The sequence below is a fragment of the Janthinobacterium sp. LPB2021202312-11-4 genome (genome assembly GCF_037049705.1).
Classification (GTDB): Bacteria; Pseudomonadota; Gammaproteobacteria; order Pseudomonadales; family Pseudomonadaceae; genus Aquipseudomonas.
Genome location: NZ_JBAGKV010000005.1, coordinates 173,814 through 195,061, shown reverse-complemented (window position 1 = coordinate 195,061; position 21,248 = coordinate 173,814). Strand labels below are relative to the sequence as shown.

Sequence of the window (21,248 nt, the reverse complement as noted above, 5' to 3'; positions counted from 1 at the left end):
GAGAGTATGCATTCCAACTGTGGGAGCGGGCTTGCTCGCGAAGAGGCCGGCCCCGCCACCACAAATTCCGCCCCTGCTCACAATGACAACAACCCGCTATACAACCCATACGCCGCCAGCCCCGCACCGCTGACGACACAGGCAAAAATCCCCTTCTCGATAGGGGTGAACAACGGTTCACCCTGCTCGCGCTTGGCCTTGGCAAACAGGATCACCCCCGGCGCGTAAAGCAGCGCCGACAGCAGCAGGTACTTCACCCCGCCGGCATACAACAACCACACCGCATAGCTCAACGCGATACCGCCAATCAGCAGGTCTTTGGTGCGCTCGGCCGAAGCGTGTTCGTAGGTTTCGCCGCACCCGCTCAACAGCACCGCATAGGCCGCCGACCACAGGTACGGCACCAGAATCATCGAGGAAGCGAGGTAGATCAGGCTGGTGTAAGTGCCGGCGGAGAACAGGGTGATCAACAGGAAAATCTGGATCATAGAATTGGTCAGCCACAGCGCATTGACCGGCACATGGTTGGCGTTTTCCTTGGTCAGGAACGCCGGCATGGTTTTGTCTTTCGCCGTGGCGAAGAGGATCTCGGCGCAGAGCAACGCCCAGGACAGCAGCGCCCCGACGAGGGAAATCGCCAGGCCAATGCTGATCAGCAGCGCGCCCCAGGGGCCGACGATACGCTCCAGTACCGAGGCCAGCGACGGGTTCTGCAACGCGGCCAGTTCCGGCTGGCTCATGATCCCCAGCGACAGCACATTCACCAGCACCAGCAGCGCCAACACCCCGAGAAAACCGATGACCGTCGCCCGCCCCACGTCAGCACGTTTTTCCGCCCGGGCCGAGTACACGCTGGCCCCTTCGATGCCGATAAACACGAACACCGTCACCAGCATCATGTTGCGCACCTGGTCCATCACCCCGCCGAAGTTCGGGTTGCTCTCGCCCCAGATGTCACGGGTAAAAATGTCAGCCTTGAACGCCACGGCGGCGATAACGATGAACATGATCAGCGGCACGATCTTCGCCACGGCGGTCAGTTGGTTGATGAACGCCGCCTCCTTGATCCCGCGCATCACCAGAAAATGCACCGACCACAACAACACCGACGCGCAGCCGATGGCGATCGGCGTGTTGCCCTGGCCAAAGATCGGGAAGAAATAACCGAGGGTGCTGAACAGCAAGACGAAATAGCCGACGCTGCCCATCCACGCGCTGATCCAGTAACCCCAGGCCGAAGAGAACCCCATGTAGTCGCCGAACCCGGCCTTGGCGTAGGCGTACACCCCGGAGTCCAGCTCGGGTTTGCGATTGGCCAGGGTCTGGAACACGAACGCCAGGGTCAACATGCCGACAGCGGTGATCGCCCATCCAATCAACACCGCCCCGGCATCGGCCCGGGCCGCCATGTTTTGCGGCAGAGAGAAGATCCCGCCACCCACCATCGACCCGACCACCAGGGCGATCAACGCGCTCAGGCGTAGCTTTTGCGTCGGTTGCGACATTCCTGCATTCCTCTTTATTGAACTGAATCTGTGGCGAGGGGCCCCCTCACCACAGCAAACCCCTGGCCACAGCAACCGTCACACAATTGAATTTAACTAAATAGATAAGGCGTTATTACGTTTATTAATTAACGCCCATGAACGTCTCTTATTTATAGCCGATCAATCTATCGCTATTGGCGTATAGCAGTTTTATGTGTCAATCCTGATAAAGCAATTCTGTACTGAAAACAGACACCAAAAAGTTGCGAAAACCAGAATACGAACTAGCTTAAAAAGCTCCATGCACTACGGGTTATACCCGTTCGATCTATCCAAGCCGTCTGGAATGGGCTTTCCAGCGATACCTTTATGCCGGCGAAAAGTTCATAAGTCTTTCATTAACAATGGAATGTGCCCATGCACTGATCTATATCAGCTAATTGCACAGTTAACAGATTTAATCTGTTGTCTCTCTTCTCCTGCATTGGAGTCATGCAATGTCTGAATCCCCCGGAAAACTGAAACTCGGCGCGCTGGTTGCGTTAGTGGTTGGCTCAATGATTGGTGGCGGGATCTTCTCCCTGCCGCAAAACATGGCGGCCAGTGCTGACGTCGGCGCCGTATTAATTGGTTGGGCCATTACTGCCGTTGGCATGCTGACCCTGGCGTTCGTCTTTCAAACCCTCGCCAACCGCAAACCTGACCTGGACGGCGGTGTGTACGCCTACGCCAAGGCCGGTTTCGGTGACTACATGGGTTTCTCGTCAGCCTGGGGTTATTGGATCAGTGCCTGGCTGGGTAACGTCGGCTACTTCGTGTTGCTGTTCAGTACCCTCGGCTACTTCTTCCCGATTTTCGGCGAAGGCAACACGGTCGCGGCGGTGATCGGCGCCTCGGTGCTGCTCTGGGCCGTGCACTTCCTGGTGTTGCGCGGGATCAAGGAAGCGGCGTTCATCAACCTGGTGACCACCGTTGCCAAGGTCGTGCCGTTGCTGCTGTTTGTATTGATCGCCGTGTTCGCGTTCAAACTGGACATCTTCACCGCTGACATCTGGGGCGCAAAAAACACCAGCCTGGGCAGCGTGATGAACCAGGTGCGCAACATGATGCTGGTCACCGTCTGGGTGTTCATCGGCATCGAGGGCGCGAGCATCTTCTCGGCCCGCGCGGAAAAACGCAGCGACGTCGGTAAAGCCACCGTGATCGGTTTCATCACCGTGCTGTTGTTCCTGGTGCTGGTGAACGTGTTGTCCCTGGGCATCATGACCCAACCGGAACTGGCCAAGTTGCAGAACCCGTCGATGGCGGCGGTGCTGGAACATGTGGTCGGTCACTGGGGCGCGGTGCTGATCAGCATCGGCCTGATCATTTCCTTGCTCGGTGCCTTGCTGTCCTGGGTGCTGCTGTGTGCGGAGATCATGTTCGCCGCCGCCAAGGACCACACCATGCCGGCGTTTTTGCGCCGCGAAAATGCCAACCATGTGCCGGCCAACGCGCTGTGGCTGACCAACGCGATGGTGCAGATATTCCTGATCATCACCCTGTTCTCGGCCAGCACTTATCTGTCGCTGATCTACCTCGCCACCTCGATGATTCTGGTGCCGTACCTGTGGTCGGCAGCCTATGCCCTGCTGCTGGCGGTACGCGGCGAGACTTATGAAAAGGCCCTGGCCGAACGCAAGAAAGACCTGACCATCGCCGGCATCGCCGTGATCTACGCGGTCTGGCTGCTGTACGCCGGCGGCATCAAATACCTGCTGCTCTCCGCTTTGCTCTACGCCCCCGGCGCGATCCTGTTCGCCAAAGCCAAGATGGAAGTGGGCAAACCGGTTTTCACCAATGTCGAGAAGCTGATTTTCGCTGCAGTTGTCGTGGGCGCCCTGGTGGCGGCTTACGGGCTGTACGACGGCTTCCTGACCCTGTAACACCTGAATGATTTGTCATCTGGAGGATCACTGTAATGACCACGGAAAAAGTTAAGTACGGCGTACATTCCGAAGCCGGCAAACTGCGCAAAGTCTTGGTTTGCTCCCCCGGCCTGGCCCACCAGCGGCTGACCCCGAACAACTGCGACGAATTGCTGTTCGATGACGTGCTGTGGGTCGCCCAGGCCAAGCGTGACCATTTCGATTTCGTCACCAAAATGCGTGAACGCAACATCGACGTGCTGGAAATGCACAACCTGCTGACCGACATCGTTGCGATCCCCGAAGCCCTGGACTGGATTCTTGAACGCAAGATCACCGCCAATTCGGTGGGCCTGGGCCTGGTCAACGAAGTCGGTTCGTGGCTGCGCAGCCTGGAGCCGCGCAAGATCGCCGAGTTCCTGATTGGCGGTGTGTCCGCCGATGACCTGCCGAACAGCTTCGGCGGCAAGACCATCGAGATGTTCCGCGACTTCCTCGGCCACTCCAGCTTCATTCTGCCGCCACTGCCCAACACCCAGTTCACCCGCGACACCACCTGCTGGATCTACGGTGGCGTGACCCTGAACCCGATGTACTGGCCGGCGCGCCGTCAGGAAACCCTGCTGGCCAGCGCCATCTATAAATTCCACCCCGAGTTCACCAACGCCGACTTCCAGGTCTGGTACGGCGACCCGGATCAGGAACACGGCAACGCGACGCTGGAGGGCGGCGACGTGATGCCAATCGGCAATGGCGTGGTGTTGATCGGCATGGGCGAACGCTCGTCCCGCCAGGCCATCGGCCAATTGGCGCTGAACCTGTTCAAGCACAAAGCCGTGGAGCGCGTGATCGTTGCCGGTCTGCCGAAGTCCCGCGCCGCGATGCACCTGGACACCGTGTTCAGCTTTTGCGACCGCGACCTCGTCACCATTTTCCCGGAAGTGGTCAGTCAGATCGTCGCCTTCACCCTGCGTCCTGACGAGAGCAAACCGGGCGGCATCGACATCCGACGCGAAGAAACCAACTTCCTCGACACCGTCGCCAAGGCACTCAACCTCAAAACCCTGCGTGTAGTGGAAACCGGCGGCAACAGCTTCGCCGCCGAACGCGAGCAGTGGGATGACGGCAACAACGTGGTGGCCCTGGAACCGGGCGTGGTGATCGGCTACGACCGCAATACCTACACCAACACCCTGCTGCGCAAGGCTGGCGTGGAAGTGATCACCATCAGCGCCGGCGAACTCGGTCGCGGCCGTGGCGGCGGCCATTGCATGACCTGCCCGATCATTCGCGACCCTATCGACTATTAATTCGTATGCCCTGCTTCGTGCTTATAAAGCGCGGAGCAGGCGGATAACCGAAACCCAAGGAGATCCAAAATGGCTTTTAACATGCGCAACCGCAGCTTGCTGAGCTTGATGCACCACACCACTCGCGAGCTCAACTACCTGATCGACCTGTCCCGGGACCTCAAACGCGCCAAGTACACCGGCACCGAGCGTCCACACCTGCAAGGCAAAAACATCGCGCTGATCTTCGAAAAAACCTCGACCCGCACCCGTTGCGCCTTCGAAGTCGCGGCCCATGACCAGGGCGCCCACGTCACCTACATCGACCCGGTGTCGTCGCAGATCGGCCACAAAGAAAGCATGAAAGACACCGCTCGCGTGCTGGGCCGGATGTTCGACGCCATCGAGTACCGTGGCTTTGAACAGGAAATCGTCGAAGAGCTGGCCAAGTTCGCCGGCGTGCCGGTGTTCAACGGTTTGACCGCTGAATTCCACCCGACGCAAATGATCGCCGACGTGTTGACCATGCGTGAGCACAGCGACAAACCGATGCACGAAATCAGCTACGCCTACCTGGGCGACGCGCGCTACAACATGGGCAACTCGCTGCTGATGATCGGCGCCAAACTGGGCATGGACGTGCGCATCGCCGCGCCGAAAGCCCTGTGGCCACACGCGGACTTCATCGCCCAGTGCAAAGCCTTCGGCGAAGAAAGCGGCGCGCGCATCACCATCACCGAAGACCCGAAAGAAGCGGTCAAAGGCGTGGACTTCATCCACACCGATATCTGGGTGTCGATGGGTGAGCCGGTGGAAGCGTGGGACGAGCGCATCGAGCAACTGCTGCCGTACCAGGTCAACACCAAGATGATGAAAGCCTCGGGCAACCCGCGCGTGAAATTCATGCACTGCCTGCCGGCGTTCCACAACAGCGAAACCAAGGTCGGCAAAGACATCGCCGCGCGTTATCCGCACCTGGCCAACGGCGTTGAGGTGACTGAAGAAGTCTTCGAATCGCCGGCCAACATCGCCTTCGAGCAAGCGGAAAACCGCATGCACACCATCAAGGCGATCCTGGTGTCGGCGTTGGCGGATATCTAACAGCCGAAAACAGCTTCATGACCTGACCCCGTAGGAGCTGCCGAAGGCTGCGATCTTTTGATCTTGATTTTAAAAAGCAAAGTCAAAAGATCGCAGCCTTCGGCAGCTCCTACGGGGACGATGATCGTTCCCACGACCCAACGTGAACGATCATTGTGCTGCCCGTTCCCTTTTCTGAAAGGACTGCATTATGCGTATCGTCGTTGCTCTGGGCGGTAACGCCCTGCTCCGCCGTGGTGAACCCATGACCGCGGACAATCAACGCGCCAACATCCGCGTCGCCACTGAACAGATCGCCAAGATCTACCCCGGCAACCAACTGGTCATCGCCCACGGCAATGGCCCGCAAGTCGGGCTGCTGTCGTTGCAAGCGGCGGCCTACACCTCGGTGTCGCCCTACCCGCTGGACGTGCTCGGCGCCGAAACCGAAGGCATGATCGGCTACATCATCGAACAGGAACTGGGCAACCTGCTGGACTTCGAAGTGCCGTTCGCCACCCTGCTGACCCAAGTCGAAGTCGACGCCAAGGACCCGGCCTTCCAGAACCCGACCAAACCCATCGGCCCGGTGTACCTGAAAGCCGAAGCAGAAAAACTCGCCGCCGAAAAAGGCTGGGCGATTGCCCCCGATGGCGACAAATATCGCCGCGTGGTCGCCAGCCCACGGCCGAAGCGCATCTTCGAAATCCGCCCGATCAAGTGGCTGCTGGACAAGGGCAGCATCGTGATCTGCGCCGGCGGTGGCGGTATCCCGACCATGTACGGCGCCAGCGGCAAACTCGAAGGCGTGGAAGCGGTGATCGACAAGGACCTGTGCTCGGCGCTGCTGGCCGAGCAACTGGAAAGTGATCTGCTGGTGATCGCCACCGACGTCAGCGCCGCGTTCATCGATTTCGGCAAACCGACCCAGAAAGCCATCGCCCAGGCCCACCCCGACGACATGGAAAAACTCGGCTTCGCCGCCGGGTCCATGGGGCCGAAGGTCCAGGCCGCCTGCGAGTTCGCGCGCAATACTGGCAAAGTCGCGGTCATCGGTTCACTCTCGGACATCGAAGCAATCGTCCAGGGCAAGGCCGGCACCCGCATCAGCACCGCGACACCCGGCATTACTTACCTCTAAAAAGAAACTCAGCGGCAGGCCCGGGGTCTGCCGTTCTCCAATGCCTTCGAAGGAGAAACGCTTATGGCCACGTTCGAATCCGGTCACTTGCACATCGAGCGTCATGCGCTGAACGGTGACGATGTCAGCTACAACGTGCACATCGATTATGAGGTGACGCAAGATCCTCATGACGGCAAGGGAATGCTGTTCACCGTGCATGGCACGATTCAGGGCAAGGAAATGAAAGAGTCGTTTTTCCTGCCCAAGGATCAGGCCTACAACTTCGCCAGCAACGTGACGAAAATCGCCGAGCAGTACGGGATTCCCAAGACCCACAGCCAGATCGGCTCGGTGCACAAACATTACGATGCGATGTTTGAAGATGTGCGGGTGCAACTGAATATGAAATCCGGCGACCCGGTAAGCCCCGAACACCTCGAATAACCGTTGAAAGATCAAAAGATCGCAGCCTACGGCAGCTCCTACGCCGAGCGTGTACCCCCGTAGGAGCTGCCGAAGGCTGCGATCTTTTCCGCCAATCCCCATTGCCGATTTCACCTGACACCCCGCTCCAAGGCATACTTGCCACCCTCCGCACGCCAGAACCAAAAACCGCCCCATGCGTATCCACGTCAGCTTCATCGACCGCGTTGGCATTACCCAGGAAGTCCTGGCCTTGCTCGGTGGGCGCAATCTCAATCTGGATGCGGTGGAGATGGTGCCGCCCAACGTCTACATCGACGCCCCGACCCTGAGCCCGGAAGTGCTCGAAGAGCTGCGCGATGCGCTGTTCAGCGTGCGCGGCGTGCAAGCGGTGACGGTGGTCGACATCCTGCCGGGCCAGCGTCGGCACTTGCAGCTCGACGCCTTGCTCGCAGCGATGACCGACCCGGTCCTGGCCCTGGACAGCGCCGGCAAAGTGCTGCTGGCCAACCCGGCGCTGATTGCCCTTTACGGTCGCGAACCGGCCGGTGAAAGCATCGCCGATCTGTTTGCCGACCCGGCGCTGCTCGATGCCTTGCTGGAAAACGGCTTTCGCCTGCCGCTGCGCGAGATCACCGTCAACGGCCAGACCCTGCTGCTGGACGCCACGCCGATCACCGACGCCGGCGCCCTGTTGACCCTGTATCAACCGAGCCGCATCGGCGAACGCCTGTCGGCGCTGCACCACGATCATGCCGAAGGCTTCGATGCGCTGCTCGGCGAATCCCCGGCGATTCGGACGTTGAAGGCCCGTGCCCAACGGGTCGCGGCCCTCGATGCACCGTTGTTGATCCAGGGCGAAACCGGCACCGGTAAAGAACTGGTGGCCCGGGCCTGCCACGCCATCAGTGCAAGGCACAGTGCGCCGTTCCTGGCGCTGAACTGCGCGGCCCTGCCGGAGAACCTCGCCGAAAGCGAACTGTTCGGCTATGCCCCCGGCGCCTTCACCGGCGCGCAACGGGGCGGCAAACCGGGGCTGATGGAACTGGCGAACCAGGGCACGGTATTTCTCGATGAGATCGGCGAGATGTCGCCGTACTTGCAGGCCAAGTTGCTGCGCTTTTTGAATGACGGCAGTTTTCGGCGGGTCGGCGGTGATCGCGAGGTCAAGGTCAATGTGCGCATCCTCAGCGCGACCCACCGCGACCTGGAAAAAATGGTCAGCGAAGGCACCTTCCGCGAAGACCTGTTCTATCGCCTCAACGTGCTCAACGTCGAAGTCCCGCCATTGCGTGAACGCGGCCAGGACATTCTGCTGCTGGCCCGCTACTTCATGCAGCAGGCCTGCGCGCAGATCCAGCGCCCGGTCTGTCGCCTGGCGCCCGGTACTTATCCGGCGCTGCTGGGCAATCGCTGGCCCGGCAACGTGCGCCAATTGCAGAACGTGATCTTCCGCGCCGCCGCGATCTGCGAAAGCAGCCTGGTGGACATCGGCGACCTCGACATCGCCGGCACCTCGGTGGCACGCCAGAGCGACAGCGAAGTGGATAGCCTTGAGCAGGCCATGGAAGAGTTCGAGAAAAACCTGCTGGAAAAACTCTACGTCAGCTACCCCTCGACCCGGCAACTGGCCAACCGCCTGCAAACCTCCCACACCGCAATCGCCCATCGATTGCGCAAGTACGGCATTCCCAACAAACCGTAAGCCTCGGCTCCCCAAACACCAAAGCCCCGTAGGAGCTGCCGAAGGCTGCGATCTTTTGACTTTGACCTTGCGGCGCCAAGAACAAAATCGCAACAACCCACATACATGCACAGACCCCCGTAGGAGCTGCCGAAGGCTGCGATCTTTTGACTTTAGCCTTGCGGCGCCAAGAACAAAATCGCAGCAACCCACATACATGCACCCACCCCCCGTAGGAGCTGCCGAAGGCTGCGATCTTTTGACTTTAGCCTTGTAGTGCCTGGGACAAGATCGCAGCCTTCGGCAGCTCCTACGGGTCGGGTTTCAATTCGAGGGCTTTTAACCTGTTTAAAAGCGACCTGCATCTGTACTGAAAGCGCTACAGCGGAATGATATCGTTACACCCTCTTCCAATCACCGCTGTGCAAGGCTTTGATCCTCATACGCTTTTTTCCAGGCTTTGGGCTGTAGCGATTTCGCTACACGCTTTTAATTCGCCCGCCCATTACAAACTCTTAACTCATTGTTTTATAAGCACTTAACAACATTGGCCGCGATTTTGCTAAGTAACCGCTCATAAAGCAGGGCTTTTAGCCCGAGCCTTCAATCGCGTCCACCAGACGAGTCTGGCCCCCTTAGGAGTTTCCATGAGCGAGTTGCGTTTTACTGAAGATCACGAATGGCTGCGCACCGAAGCTGACGGCAGCGTCACCGTCGGCATCACGGCTTTCGCACAGAACGCCTTGGGCGACGTGGTTTTCGTACAACTGCCGGAGCTGCAGTCCTACGACAAAGGCGCAGAAGCCGCCACCGTGGAATCGGTCAAAGCCGCCAGCGGCGTGTACATGCCACTGGACGGTGACGTGCTGGAAGTGAACCCGGCCCTGGACAGCAGCCCTGAACTGGTCAACGAAGATCCACTGGGCGAAGGCTGGTTCTTCCGCTTTCAGCCAACCGACGCCTCGGCGGTCGCCAAGTTGCTGGATCAAGACGCCTACGACCGTCTGATCAAAGCCAACGCCGAAGCCTGAGGAGCCGCCATGACGATCAATCTCAGCACTGCCAACGAATTCATCGCCCGCCACATCGGCCCACGCGCCGGTGATGAGCAAGCGATGCTCAACAGCCTCGGGTTCGACTCCCTGGAAGCCCTGAGCGCCAGCGTGATTCCGGACAGCATCAAAGGCACCAGCGTGCTTGGCCTCGAAGATGGCCTGAGCGAAGCCGATGCCCTGGCGTTGATCAAATCCATCGCCAGTAAAAACCAGCTGTTCAAGACCTTCATCGGTCAGGGTTACTACGGCACCCACACGCCGTCGCCGATCCTGCGCAACCTGCTGGAAAACCCGGCCTGGTACACCGCTTACACCCCGTATCAGCCAGAAATTTCCCAGGGCCGTCTCGAAGCGCTGCTGAACTTCCAGACCCTGATCAGCGACCTCACCGGCCTGCCGATCGCCAACGCCTCCCTGCTCGACGAAGCCACCGCCGCTGCCGAAGCCATGACCTTCTGCAAACGCCTGAGCAAGAACAAGGGCAGCCACGCCTTCTTCGCTTCCGTGCATTGCCACCCGCAAACCCTCGACGTGCTGCGCACCCGTGCCGAGCCGTTGGGCATTGACGTGGTGGTCGGCGACGAACTCGAACTGACCGACGTGACGCCGTTCTTCGGCGCACTGCTGCAATACCCGGCCAGCAACGGTGACGTGTTTGATTACCGCGAACTGACCGAACGCTTCCACGCCGCTAACGCGCTGGTCGCCGTAGCCGCTGACCTGCTGGCCCTGACCGTGCTGACGCCGCCGGGCGAGTTCGGTGCTGACGTGGCCATCGGCAGCGCACAACGCTTCGGCGTGCCGCTGGGTTTCGGTGGCCCGCACGCGGCTTATTTCTCCACTAAAGACGCGTTCAAGCGTGACATGCCTGGCCGTCTGGTCGGTGTCTCCGTGGACCGTTTCGGCAAGCCGGCCCTGCGCCTGGCGATGCAGACTCGCGAGCAACATATCCGCCGCGAGAAGGCCACGTCGAACATCTGCACCGCACAAGTGCTGCTGGCCAACATCGCCAGCATGTACGCCGTGTACCACGGTCCGAAAGGTCTGACGCAGATTGCCAACCGCATTCATCACCTGACCGCGATTCTGGCCAAGGGCTTGAGCACAATCGGTCTGACGGTTGAGCAGGAAAACTTCTTCGACACGCTGACCATCAAGACCGGCGCCCACACCGCCAAGCTGCACGACAAGGCACACGCCCAGCAGATCAACCTGCGCGTGGTCGATGCCGAACGTCTGGGCCTGTCCCTCGACGAAACCACCTCGCAAGCCGATGTGGAAACCCTGTGGGCGCTGCTGGCCGACGGCAAAGCGCTGCCGGACTTCGCGGCATTGGCTGCAAGCGTTCAAAGCACAATCCCGGCCGATCTGGTTCGCCAATCGCCAATCCTCAGCCACCCGGTGTTCAACCGTTACCACTCGGAAACCGAGCTGATGCGCTACCTGCGCAAGCTCGCCGACAAGGACCTGGCGCTGGATCGCACCATGATCCCGCTGGGTTCGTGCACCATGAAACTCAACGCTGCCAGCGAAATGATCCCGGTGACCTGGGCTGAGTTCGGTGCCTTGCACCCGTTCGCCCCGGCCGCACAAAGCGCCGGTTACCAGCAACTGACCGACGAACTGGAAGCGATGCTCTGCGCCGCGACTGGCTACGATTCGATCTCCCTGCAACCGAACGCCGGTTCCCAGGGTGAATACGCTGGCCTGCTGGCGATTCGCGCCTATCACCAGAGCCGTGGCGAAGACCGTCGCGACATCTGCCTGATCCCGTCCTCGGCCCACGGCACCAACCCGGCCACCGCCAACATGGCCGGCATGCGCGTAGTCGTCACCGCGTGCGATGCCCGTGGCAACGTCGACATCGAAGACCTGCGCGCCAAAGCCATCGAGCACCGCGAGCACCTCGCCGCGCTGATGATCACGTACCCGTCGACCCACGGCGTGTTCGAAGAAGGCATCCGCGAAATCTGCGGCATCGTTCATGACAACGGCGGCCAGGTGTACATCGACGGCGCCAACATGAATGCGATGGTCGGCCTCTGCGCACCGGGCAAGTTCGGCGGCGACGTGTCGCACTTGAACCTGCACAAAACCTTCTGCATCCCCCACGGCGGTGGCGGCCCGGGCGTTGGCCCGATTGGCGTGAAATCGCACCTGACGCCGTTCCTGCCGGGCCACGCCCAGATGGAACGCAAGGAAGGCGCGGTCTGCGCGGCACCGTTCGGCAGCGCGAGCATTCTGCCGATCACCTGGATGTACATTCGCATGATGGGCGGCGCCGGTTTGAAGCGTGCTTCGCAACTGGCGATCCTGAATGCCAACTACATTTCCCGTCGCCTCGAAGAGCATTACCCAGTGCTCTACACCGGCAGCAACGGCCTGGTGGCGCACGAATGCATCCTCGATTTGCGTCCGTTGAAAGACAGCAGCGGCATCAGTGTCGATGACGTCGCCAAACGCCTGATCGACTTCGGTTTCCACGCACCGACCATGTCGTTCCCGGTGGCCGGCACCTTGATGATCGAGCCGACCGAAAGCGAATCCAAGGAAGAACTGGACCGCTTCTGCGACGCCATGATCCGCATCCGCGAAGAAATCCGTGCGGTGGAAAACGGCACGCTGGACAAGGACGACAACCCGCTGAAAAACGCTCCGCACACCGCAGCGGAAATTGTTGGCGAGTGGACGCATCCGTACAGCCGTGAGCAAGCGGTGTACCCGGTTGCCTCCTTGATCGAAGGCAAATACTGGCCGCCGGTCGGTCGCGTCGACAACGTGTTCGGTGATCGCAACCTCGTGTGCGCCTGCCCGTCGATCGAAAGCTACGCTTGATCTAGAGGGGGCGGGCTTGCTCGCCCCCTCAAGAACACCCCATACCCCGTAGGAGCTGCCGAAGGCTGCGATCTTTTGATCTTACGTATCAAGAGCAAGATCAAAAGATCGCAGCCTTCGGCAGCTCCTACGGGTGCAATTCCGTGATGTTGGCGGCTATAACAAGAAACCGGAGAACAACTCATGTCGTTAAGCGTGTTCGACCTGTTCAAGATTGGTATCGGCCCCTCCAGCTCCCACACCGTCGGCCCGATGCGCGCAGCCGCGCGTTTCGCCGAAGGTCTGCGCCGTGAAGGGCTGCTGACGGCAACCGCCAGCATCAGGGTCGAGCTCTACGGCTCGCTCGGCGCCACCGGCAAGGGTCACGGCAGCGACAAGGCTGTGCTGCTCGGCCTGGAAGGCGAACACCCGGACACCGTGAACACCGAAACCGTCGCCGCCCGCCTGCAAGTCATTCGTGGCAACGGTCGCTTGAACCTGCTCGGCGAACACAGCATTGCGTTCAACGAGAAAGAACACTTGGCAATGATCCGCAAACCATTGCCCTACCACCCCAACGGCATGATCTTTCGTGCGTTCGATGTGGCCGGCCTGCAGATCCGCAGCCGCGAGTACTACTCGGTCGGCGGCGGCTTCGTCGTGGATGAAGACGCCGCCGGCGCCGACCGCATCGTCGAAGACGCCACGCCGCTGACCTTCCCGTTCAAAAGCGCCAAGGACTTGCTCAGTCACTGCACCACCTACGGCTTGTCCATCAGCCAGGTGATGCTGACCAACGAAAGCGCCTGGCGCCCGGAAGCGGAAACCCGCGCCGGGCTGCTGAACATCTGGCAAGTGATGCAGGACTGCGTCGCCGCCGGTTGCCGCAACGAAGGCATCTTGCCCGGTGGCTTGAAGGTCAAGCGGCGGGCGGCGGCGCTGCATCGGCAATTGTGCAAAAACCCGGAATCGGCCCTGCGCGATCCGCTGTCGGTGCTGGACTGGGTCAACCTCTACGCCCTGGCGGTCAACGAAGAAAACGCCAACGGCGGACGCGTGGTGACGGCGCCCACTAACGGTGCGGCCGGGATCGTCCCGGCGGTGCTGCATTACTACATGCGCTTCATCCCCGGTGCCAATGAGGACGGCGTTGTACGTTTTCTGCTGACCGCAGCGGCCATCGGCATTCTCTATAAAGAAAACGCCTCGATCTCCGGCGCTGAAGTCGGTTGTCAGGGTGAAGTCGGCGTGGCTTGCTCGATGGCGGCCGGCGCGTTGTGCGAAGTCCTCGGCGGCAGCGTGCAGCAAGTGGAAAACGCGGCGGAAATCGGCATGGAACACAACCTCGGCCTGACCTGCGACCCGATTGGCGGCCTGGTGCAAGTGCCGTGCATCGAGCGCAACGCCATGGGTTCGGTGAAAGCCATTAACGCGGTACGCATGGCCCTGCGCGGCGACGGTCAGCATTTCGTCTCCCTCGACAAAGTCATCCGCACCATGCGCCAGACCGGCGCCGACATGAAAAGCAAATACAAGGAAACCGCCCGTGGCGGTTTGGCGGTCAACATTATCGAGTGCTGATGCGCGCGCATCGGCATCTGCACACTTTTTCAGGAGCTGAATATGTCCACCGAACCATTGCTGAAAACCCCACTGCACGCCCTGCACATCGAACTCGGCGCGCGCATGGTGCCGTTCGCCGGCTATGACATGCCGGTGCAATACCCGCTGGGCGTGATGAAAGAACATCAACACACCCGTGATCAGGCCGGGCTGTTCGATGTCTCGCACATGGGCCAGATCCGCCTGACCGGCGCCCATGCTGCCAAGGCCCTGGAAACCCTGGTGCCGGTGGACATCATCGACCTACCGGTGGGCATGCAGCGTTACGCGATGTTCACCAACGCGACCGGCGGCATCCTCGACGACCTGATGGTCGCCAACCTGGGCAACGACGAACTGTTCCTGGTGGTCAACGCCGCTTGCAAGGATCAAGACCTGGCGCACCTGCGACAGCACATCGGCGATCAGTGCACCATCGAACCGCTGTTCGAAGAACGTGCGTTGCTGGCCCTGCAGGGGCCGGCCGCCGTGACAGTACTTGCGCGCCTGGCGCCTGAAGTGGCGAAGATGACCTTTATGCAGTTCGCCCGGGTGAAGCTGCTGGGCGTGGATTGCTTTGTCAGCCGTTCGGGCTACACCGGTGAAGACGGTTTCGAGATCTCCGTACCGGCCGCGAATGCCGAAGCCCTGGCCCGCGCCCTGTTGGCCGAACCGGAAGTGGCCGCCATCGGCCTCGGCGCTCGCGACTCCCTGCGCCTGGAAGCCGGCCTGTGCCTCTACGGCCATGACATGAACACCCAGACCACCCCGATCGAGGCAAGCCTGCTGTGGGCCATCTCCAAGCCACGTCGTGCCGATGGCGCGCGGGCCGGCGGCTTCCCTGGCGCGGAAAACGTGTTCGCCCAGCAACAGGGCGGTGTCAGTCGTAAACGCGTTGGCCTGCTGCCGCAAGAACGCACGCCGGTGCGCGAAGGCGCGGAAATCGTCAACGAAGCCGGCGACATCATCGGCAGCGTGTGCAGCGGTGGTTTCGGGCCGACCCTCGGCGGTCCACTGGCCATGGGTTACGTCGACAGTGCTTACATCACACTCGACACACCGGTTTGGGCGATAGTTCGTGGGAAAAAGGTGCCTTTGCTTGTAAGCAAAATGCCATTTGTTCCACAACGCTACTATCGTGGTTGATTGACTGTTTCTATAAGTAACGCGGTTGCGTTAACAGTGCACTAATCTGTAACGCAACCGCCATAAAACAGTGCAAGCTTTCGCTTATGAACTTGGCTTATAACGATCGAAAACATTTGAACACTGCAATCGTATAAGCCTGCACTAGTGGACCGACTAACAGCCACCAAGCCGAGCAAAACCGGGCCTCACACAGGGGGTTGTTTTTTATCGGCTAGTTGGCGTAGAGTTTGTTCACTGTGTTTGCATGGGTCGCTTGGAATCGTGACCTGGGCAGTAGCCTACAAGTTAGCTACATCCCGTTCGACGTCTTCTTACTCTCCTGCAACCAGCCCCAGTACTCTTTCATGAGAAGGAGACTGTCATTAATTTTTGCGTCAAAGGAAATAAGAAATGTCCCAACGTCAGAGCGGTACCGTCAAGTGGTTTAACGACGAGAAAGGTTTTGGTTTTATCACTCCTGAAAGCGGTCCGGATCTGTTCGTGCATTTCCGCGCCATCCAGGGCAACGGCTTCAAAAGCCTGAAAGAAGGCCAGAAAGTGACTTTCGTCGCTGTGCAAGGCCAGAAAGGCATGCAGGCTGACGAAGTACAAGCAGAAGGCTAACCTTCTGTAACGAAAAAGCCCCTGATGCTGACATCAGGGGCTTTTTTGTGCGCGTAAATCCGTAAAATGGCTTCTTTTTCCGCCCAGAGGCTGCCATGTCGAAACACCTGCTCAACCCCCAGGGCGACTTTCCCGCCGCCACCCTGGGTCGTCGCCTGGCAGCGATGTTCTATGACTTCCTGTTGTGCACCGCCCTGCTGATCGTCACCAGCGGCATCTACAAGATGATCCAGATGGCGATCATCGGCGAAGACAAGATGCGCACCCTGACCGAAGCCGGCGCACTGGACGGTGATCCACTGCTGTCGACGGTGCTGTTTTTCGTACTGTTCGGTTTCTTCGCCAAGTTCTGGACCTGGTCCGGCCAGACCCTGGGCATGCAGGTGTGGTGCATCCGCGTGCAGAATGCCGATGGCTCGTCGATCAGCCTGTGGCAGGCGCTGCTGCGGTTTGTAGTGTCGATTGCGTCGTGGCTGTGCGTGGGGCTGGGGTTTATCTGGCCGCTGTTCGATAAACAGAAACGCAGCTGGCATGACATGTACTCCAACACCCAGCTCGTTCGTATTCCAAAGAAACAAAAGTAGCGCCCACAAAAAAGATCGCAGCCTTCGGCAGCTCCTACGGGGTTTTGCATACACCTGTGCAGGAGCTGCCGAAGGCTGCGATCTTTTGATCTTGCCTTTAAATTCCGCTCTATTAAGCGTTACCCGCCAACTTCATCCGCGCCGCCTGAGTAAAGTCCAGCATCCGCTTCAACGGCCGAATCGCCTGCGGAATCAACGCCGGATCAACAAAGATCTCATTCGTCCCTTCCTTCAAGCTCTTGAGCGTGCGCTCAAGGGTGTTCATTGCCATCCACGGGCAATGTGCGCAACTGCGGCACGCTGCACCGTTACCGGCCGTTGGGGCCTCGATAAAGACCTTGTCCGGGCACAACTGCTGCATCTTGTAGAAGATGCCGCGGTCGGTGGCGACGATAAAGGTCTTGTTCGGCAGGGTCTGCGCCGCAGCGATCAACTGACTGGTGGAACCGACGGCATCCGCCAGCTCAATCACCGACGTCGGCGACTCCGGGTGCACCAAAATGGCCGCGTCCGGGTACAGCGCCTTCATGTCTTCGAGCTGCTTGGACTTGAACTCCTCGTGAACGATGCAGGCACCGTCCCACAGCAGCATGTCCGCGCCGGTCTTGCGCTGGATGTAAGTGCCCAGGTGTTTGTCCGGGCCCCAGATGATCGTCTCGCCGTTGTCCATCAGGCTTTCGACGATCTCCAGCGCGCAGCTGGACGTCACCACCCAGTCGGCCCGGGCTTTGACCGCCGCCGAAGTGTTGGCGTACACCACCACCGTGCGCTCCGGGTGCTGATCACAGAACGCCGAGAACTCGTCCACCGGGCAACCCAGATCCAGCGAGCAAGTCGCGTCCAGGGTCGGCATCAGTACGCGTTTTTCGGGATTGAGAATCTTCGCGGTTTCGCCCATGAACTTAACGCCGGCGACCACCACGGTCTTGGCCGGATGGGCATTGCCGAAGCGCGCCATTTCCAGGGAGTCAGAGACGCAGCCCCCGGTTTCTTCGGCCAAGGCCTGAATCACCGGATCGCAATAGAAGTGAGCCACCAGCACCGCGTCCTGAGCCTTGAGCTCGGCGGCGATGGCAGCGCGGTAGTAAGCCTCTTCCTCAACCGTCAGCGGCTTGGGCTGCTTGGCGTCGAGGTGGGCTTGAACCAGTAGGCGTTCGGAAATTTGCGTCATGATCGCAAGACCTGCGGGCGCTTTCGCGCGAAAGTCGAGTATACACCCGGCTCCGGACCCTACTGGGTACCGCCGGGAGAGTGAGTATTCATCAGGCACAGCGTTGGAGCTGGGCAAGGCTACAGAATATCCCTCGGATGCAAAAGATGATTCTGACCTGCGTCATATGGCGCAGCCCCGGACGTGAACAAGCACAAATCGCGGGCAAAAAAAAATCCGGAAATCCTCACTTGCGTGGGCCTTCCAGACTTTTAAAACTGCTACAAAAATGGTGGGTCGTGTGGGATTCGAACCTACGACCAATTGGTTAAAAGCCAACTGCTCTACCAACTGAGCTAACGACCCGCTGTGTGGTGGCGCGTATAATACTGATTTTTAAGGACTATTCAACACCTAATTTGAAATAAATCAAAAATAAGGGGTTGGGTCAGTGATTCCGGCGGCTGCGAAGCCCTCTGCACGCAGGCGGCAGCTATCGCATTTGCCGCATGCATAACCTTTATCGTCGGCCTGATAGCAGGAAACGGTCAGCCCGTAATCGACGCCCAGCTTCACGCCAACCTCGACAATCTGCGCCTTGCTCAGGTTTTGCAGCGGTGCCTGGATACGGAAACCGTTGCCCTCAACCCCGGCCTTGGTCGCCAGGTTGGCCATGCGTTCGAAGGACTCGATGAACTCGGGGCGGCAGTCAGGGTAGCCGGAGTAATCCACCGCGTTCACACCGATAAAAATGTCACGGGCACCGAGCACCTCAGCCCAGCCGAGTGCAAGGGATAGGAACACGATGTTGCGCGCGGGCACGTAAGTCACCGGAATGCCTTCACCTGGCGCTTCCGGAATATCGATGCTGCTATCAGTCAGTGCCGAGCCGCCCATACCGTCCAGGTTCAGGCCGATCACTTTGTGTTCGACCACACCCAGGTCACGAGCGACCCGCGCAGCCGCGTGCAATTCGGCGTGAGAGCGCTGACCGTAGTCGAAGCTCATGGTGTAGCAGCTATAGCCTTCAGCACGAGCCATGGCCACGACGGTCGCCGAGTCTAGGCCGCCGGACAGCAGGATCACTGCGCGTTTTTCGGTAGTGTTCAGTTGTTCAGTCATCTCAGCGCCCCGGCTCGTCATTCCAAAGATATTTATGCAGCTGCAATTGCAGACGCACTGGCAAGTTGTCCGCCACCACCCAGTCAGCCAAGTCTCGTGCATTGAGGTCATGGTGACTCGGCGAGAACAGCACTTCGCCGGCACGTCGCTCAAGACCGTACTGAATCAGCTTGGATACGGACCAGTCGTAGTCTTCCCGCGAGCAGATGACAAACTTCACCTGGTCGTTGGGCGTCAGCAGTTCGATGTTTTCGTAGCGGTTGCGGTGTGCTTCTTTCGACCCCGGTGTTTTCAGGTCGACAACGCGACTGACTCGGGAATCTACCGCCGAGATATCGATCGAGCCACTGGTTTCCAGTGACACTTCGTAACCGGCGTCACACAACTGCTTGAGCAATGGGATGGCATTGGGTTGCGCCAACGGCTCGCCGCCGGTGACACAAACATAGCGCGGACGAAAACCGGCCACTTGCTCGAGGATGTCCTCGAGCGTGCGGACAGTGCCGCCAGTGAACGCGTAGGCGCTGTCGCAGTATTGGCAACGCAACGGGCAACCGGTCAGGCGCACAAAAACAGTGGGCAGCCCGGCAGTCCGCGTTTCACCCTGCAACGAGTAGAAAACTTCGGTAATTCTCAATGTGTCTTGCATAGTTGCCACGGGCGTAACAGCTAAACAGGCTGTCCGCCTCCGTCAGGCTCTTCAAGGAACCCCGCCAACGCGCGAATCCCAAAAAGCGTGTTTCAGAAAAAGGGCGTGAATTCTAACGAAAAAACCCGCGACAAGCGCGGGTTTCTTCCTGAACGGATCAAGCAGCCTTACATGCGTTGCAGATCGCGTTGAGCCAGCTGAGCGGCGGAAGTGCCCGGATATTGGGACACAACCTGTTGCAGAATGCCTTTGACCTTGTCGGTATGACCCAGGCGGCGCTCTACATCAGCGAGCTTGTACAGCGAATCAGGCACTTTGGCGTGCTTGGGATACAGCTGCGAAACCTTGGCAAACGCCTGACCTGCGCCTTGCAGATCGCCTTTGGCCAAGTTGACTTCGCCCAACCAGTACTGGGCGTTGCCCGCGTATTGGCTGTTCGGGTATTTGCGCAGGAAAGCGGCGAAGGCCTGGCTGGCCTTGTCGAAATCCTTGGCTTTGATCAGGTCGAAGGCAGCATCGTAATAGAGCTTTTCCTTCGCCGGATCACCCGGTTCACTGCTGGCGGCCGGGGCTTGAGCGGCAACCGCTCCAGCACCTGCGCCTGCAGCGGCTGCTGCACCGGGGGCATTCAAATTGCCACCGGTGGAAGAATTATCAGGAGTCGCGGCTGGTGCAACGCCGGTTCCTATGCGCCGATCAAGATCCTGGTATCGCTCCAGGTTTTCCTGCTTCATGCGCGCTACATCATTTTGCAGAACTTCAATCACACCCTGTTGGCGCGAGATCTGCTCTTGCATCGATTGCAGTTGGTTGAACAGCTCGCCCTGTGCCGAGACAGGGGCCGAAACCCCTCCCCCGGCATAGGCGCCGTTCGTACCGTAACCCGCAGGCGGATAACTGCTCCCGCTATTGTTATAACCGGAGTTGTTATCGACCACAGGAACCGCAGCCCACACCGCAAGCGGTGCGAGACTGAGAGCCAAAACAGTTACAGCACGACGGCACGTTCGCATGACGAATTACTTACGCAGTTCGACGCGACGGTTTTGAGCCCAGGACTGCTCGTCGTTGCCGGTAGCAACTGGACGCTCTTCGCCGTAGGAAACCAGTTCCAGCTGAGCTGGGGAAACACCTTGCAGTACCAGGTAGCGCTGAACGGCTTTCGCACGACGCTCGCCCAGTGCCATGTTGTACTCACGAGTACCACGTTCGTCGGTGTTGCCTTCCAGAACAACGCGAGCGCCGTTAGCTTTCAGGTCTTTAGCGTGAACATCCAGAGCGCGCATGGCTTCTGGCTTCAGGTCCGAGCTATCGTATTCGAAGTAGAAAGTGGTGATTGCGCGCAGAGCAGCTTCTTCGCTCAGGGAGCCGTCAACTGCACCAGTGTTAGCGCCGTAACCAGCGTTTGGATCAACAGCGCCTTCACCGGCATTGTCGCCGCCTTTGGACGAGCAACCTACAGCTACAGCCATGGCCAGAGCCAGCGCAGCAAATTTACCAAACTTCAGCATTTCCATCGTGAAACTC

At 59.5% G+C, this 21,248-nt stretch carries 18 protein-coding genes and 1 tRNA gene; 12 read left to right on the top strand and 7 right to left on the bottom strand.

The window, feature by feature from the left end; all coding sequences use genetic code 11:
• Positions 1-77: 77 nt before the first annotated feature.
• Positions 78-1,505 (bottom strand): arginine-ornithine antiporter, encoded by a 1,428-nt coding sequence (gene arcD, locus V5E99_RS07835; protein WP_499801924.1) that lies wholly within the window; start codon positions 1,503-1,505, stop codon positions 78-80.
• 479 nt (positions 1,506-1,984) lie between these two features.
• Here arcD (V5E99_RS07835) and arcD (V5E99_RS07830) point away from each other — a divergent pair, with 479 nt between their 5' ends.
• The 12 genes from arcD (V5E99_RS07830) (at position 1,985) to V5E99_RS07775 (ending at position 16,800) form a co-directional block, all read left to right on the top strand.
• The gene (arcD, locus tag V5E99_RS07830) at positions 1,985-3,412 is read left to right on the top strand and encodes an arginine-ornithine antiporter (protein WP_499801923.1); all 1,428 of its coding nucleotides are present in this window, start codon (positions 1,985-1,987) and stop codon (positions 3,410-3,412) included.
• A 35-nt stretch (positions 3,413-3,447) separates the two neighbouring features.
• Positions 3,448-4,704: an arginine deiminase gene (gene arcA / locus V5E99_RS07825; protein WP_499801922.1), complete on the top strand. Its 1,257-nt coding sequence runs from the start codon at positions 3,448-3,450 to the stop codon at positions 4,702-4,704.
• A gap of 69 nt (positions 4,705-4,773) precedes the next feature.
• On the top strand, positions 4,774-5,784 hold the full coding sequence (locus V5E99_RS07820; protein ID WP_169373424.1) for an ornithine carbamoyltransferase: 1,011 nt from the start codon (positions 4,774-4,776) through the stop codon (positions 5,782-5,784).
• A 190-nt stretch (positions 5,785-5,974) separates the two neighbouring features.
• Positions 5,975-6,904, top strand: coding sequence for a carbamate kinase (gene arcC / locus V5E99_RS07815; protein WP_499801921.1), 930 nt, complete (start codon positions 5,975-5,977; stop codon positions 6,902-6,904).
• Between the two features lie 63 nt (positions 6,905-6,967).
• On the top strand, positions 6,968-7,330 hold the full coding sequence (locus V5E99_RS07810; RefSeq protein WP_499801920.1) for a DUF5064 family protein: 363 nt from the start codon (positions 6,968-6,970) through the stop codon (positions 7,328-7,330).
• A gap of 175 nt (positions 7,331-7,505) precedes the next feature.
• Positions 7,506-9,014, top strand: coding sequence for a transcriptional regulator GcsR (gene gcsR, locus V5E99_RS07805; RefSeq protein WP_499801919.1), 1,509 nt, complete (start codon positions 7,506-7,508; stop codon positions 9,012-9,014).
• A gap of 626 nt (positions 9,015-9,640) precedes the next feature.
• Positions 9,641-10,024 (top strand): glycine cleavage system protein GcvH, encoded by a 384-nt coding sequence (gene gcvH, locus V5E99_RS07800; protein WP_163912573.1) that lies wholly within the window; start codon positions 9,641-9,643, stop codon positions 10,022-10,024.
• A gap of 9 nt (positions 10,025-10,033) precedes the next feature.
• Entirely contained in the window at positions 10,034-12,883 is a 2,850-nt protein-coding gene (gcvP, locus tag V5E99_RS07795) for an aminomethyl-transferring glycine dehydrogenase (RefSeq protein ID WP_499801918.1), read from the top strand.
• Between the two features lie 183 nt (positions 12,884-13,066).
• On the top strand, positions 13,067-14,443 hold the full coding sequence (locus V5E99_RS07790) for an L-serine ammonia-lyase (protein WP_499801917.1): 1,377 nt from the start codon (positions 13,067-13,069) through the stop codon (positions 14,441-14,443).
• A 42-nt stretch (positions 14,444-14,485) separates the two neighbouring features.
• A complete protein-coding gene (gcvT, locus tag V5E99_RS07785; protein ID WP_499801916.1) occupies positions 14,486-15,610 on the top strand; it encodes a glycine cleavage system aminomethyltransferase GcvT in 1,125 nt (374 codons plus the stop codon).
• A 393-nt stretch (positions 15,611-16,003) separates the two neighbouring features.
• Positions 16,004-16,216: a cold-shock protein gene (locus tag V5E99_RS07780; protein ID WP_007934683.1), complete on the top strand. Its 213-nt coding sequence runs from the start codon at positions 16,004-16,006 to the stop codon at positions 16,214-16,216.
• A gap of 95 nt (positions 16,217-16,311) precedes the next feature.
• Entirely contained in the window at positions 16,312-16,800 is a 489-nt protein-coding gene (locus V5E99_RS07775) for an RDD family protein (protein ID WP_499801915.1), read from the top strand.
• A gap of 112 nt (positions 16,801-16,912) precedes the next feature.
• Here V5E99_RS07775 and nadA read toward each other — a convergent pair whose 3' ends face one another.
• The 6 genes from nadA to pal form a co-directional block, all read right to left on the bottom strand.
• Positions 16,913-17,971 (bottom strand): quinolinate synthase NadA, encoded by a 1,059-nt coding sequence (nadA, locus tag V5E99_RS07770; RefSeq protein ID WP_201206148.1) that lies wholly within the window; start codon positions 17,969-17,971, stop codon positions 16,913-16,915.
• A 269-nt stretch (positions 17,972-18,240) separates the two neighbouring features.
• Positions 18,241-18,316 (bottom strand) — tRNA-Lys (locus V5E99_RS07765).
• A 63-nt stretch (positions 18,317-18,379) separates the two neighbouring features.
• Positions 18,380-19,072, bottom strand: coding sequence for a 7-cyano-7-deazaguanine synthase QueC (gene queC / locus V5E99_RS07760; protein WP_499801914.1), 693 nt, complete (start codon positions 19,070-19,072; stop codon positions 18,380-18,382).
• Position 19,073: 1 nt separating this feature from the next.
• A complete protein-coding gene (queE, locus tag V5E99_RS07755) occupies positions 19,074-19,721 on the bottom strand; it encodes a 7-carboxy-7-deazaguanine synthase QueE (RefSeq protein WP_499801913.1) in 648 nt (215 codons plus the stop codon).
• A 167-nt stretch (positions 19,722-19,888) separates the two neighbouring features.
• On the bottom strand, positions 19,889-20,704 hold the full coding sequence (ybgF, locus tag V5E99_RS07750; RefSeq protein ID WP_499801912.1) for a tol-pal system protein YbgF: 816 nt from the start codon (positions 20,702-20,704) through the stop codon (positions 19,889-19,891).
• A 36-nt stretch (positions 20,705-20,740) separates the two neighbouring features.
• Complete coding sequence (gene pal, locus V5E99_RS07745; protein ID WP_003178634.1) at positions 20,741-21,238, bottom strand: peptidoglycan-associated lipoprotein Pal; 498 nt, start codon at positions 21,236-21,238, stop codon at positions 20,741-20,743.
• Between the last annotated feature and the right edge of the window lie 10 nt (positions 21,239-21,248).

Excerpts from the sequence above, each read along its gene's own strand:
- gcvH (WP_163912573.1), top strand. The coding sequence starts at position 9,641 with ATGAGCGAGTTGCGTTTTACTGAAGATCACGAATGGCTGCGCACCGAA.
- arcD (WP_499801924.1), bottom strand. The coding sequence starts at position 1,505 with ATGTCGCAACCGACGCAAAAGCTACGCCTGAGCGCGTTGATCGCCCTG.
- V5E99_RS07775 (WP_499801915.1), top strand. The coding sequence starts at position 16,312 with ATGTCGAAACACCTGCTCAACCCCCAGGGCGACTTTCCCGCCGCCACC.
- arcD (WP_499801923.1), top strand. The coding sequence starts at position 1,985 with ATGTCTGAATCCCCCGGAAAACTGAAACTCGGCGCGCTGGTTGCGTTA.
- queC (WP_499801914.1), bottom strand. The coding sequence starts at position 19,072 with ATGACTGAACAACTGAACACTACCGAAAAACGCGCAGTGATCCTGCTG.
- gcvT (WP_499801916.1), top strand. The coding sequence starts at position 14,486 with ATGTCCACCGAACCATTGCTGAAAACCCCACTGCACGCCCTGCACATC.
- V5E99_RS07820 (WP_169373424.1), top strand. The coding sequence starts at position 4,774 with ATGGCTTTTAACATGCGCAACCGCAGCTTGCTGAGCTTGATGCACCAC.
- pal (WP_003178634.1), bottom strand. The coding sequence starts at position 21,238 with ATGGAAATGCTGAAGTTTGGTAAATTTGCTGCGCTGGCTCTGGCCATG.
- V5E99_RS07810 (WP_499801920.1), top strand. The coding sequence starts at position 6,968 with ATGGCCACGTTCGAATCCGGTCACTTGCACATCGAGCGTCATGCGCTG.
- queE (WP_499801913.1), bottom strand. The coding sequence starts at position 19,721 with ATGCAAGACACATTGAGAATTACCGAAGTTTTCTACTCGTTGCAGGGT.
- V5E99_RS07790 (WP_499801917.1), top strand. The coding sequence starts at position 13,067 with ATGTCGTTAAGCGTGTTCGACCTGTTCAAGATTGGTATCGGCCCCTCC.
- nadA (WP_201206148.1), bottom strand. The coding sequence starts at position 17,971 with ATGACGCAAATTTCCGAACGCCTACTGGTTCAAGCCCACCTCGACGCC.
- arcC (WP_499801921.1), top strand. The coding sequence starts at position 5,975 with ATGCGTATCGTCGTTGCTCTGGGCGGTAACGCCCTGCTCCGCCGTGGT.
- gcvP (WP_499801918.1), top strand. The coding sequence starts at position 10,034 with ATGACGATCAATCTCAGCACTGCCAACGAATTCATCGCCCGCCACATC.
- gcsR (WP_499801919.1), top strand. The coding sequence starts at position 7,506 with ATGCGTATCCACGTCAGCTTCATCGACCGCGTTGGCATTACCCAGGAA.
- arcA (WP_499801922.1), top strand. The coding sequence starts at position 3,448 with ATGACCACGGAAAAAGTTAAGTACGGCGTACATTCCGAAGCCGGCAAA.
- V5E99_RS07780 (WP_007934683.1), top strand. The coding sequence starts at position 16,004 with ATGTCCCAACGTCAGAGCGGTACCGTCAAGTGGTTTAACGACGAGAAA.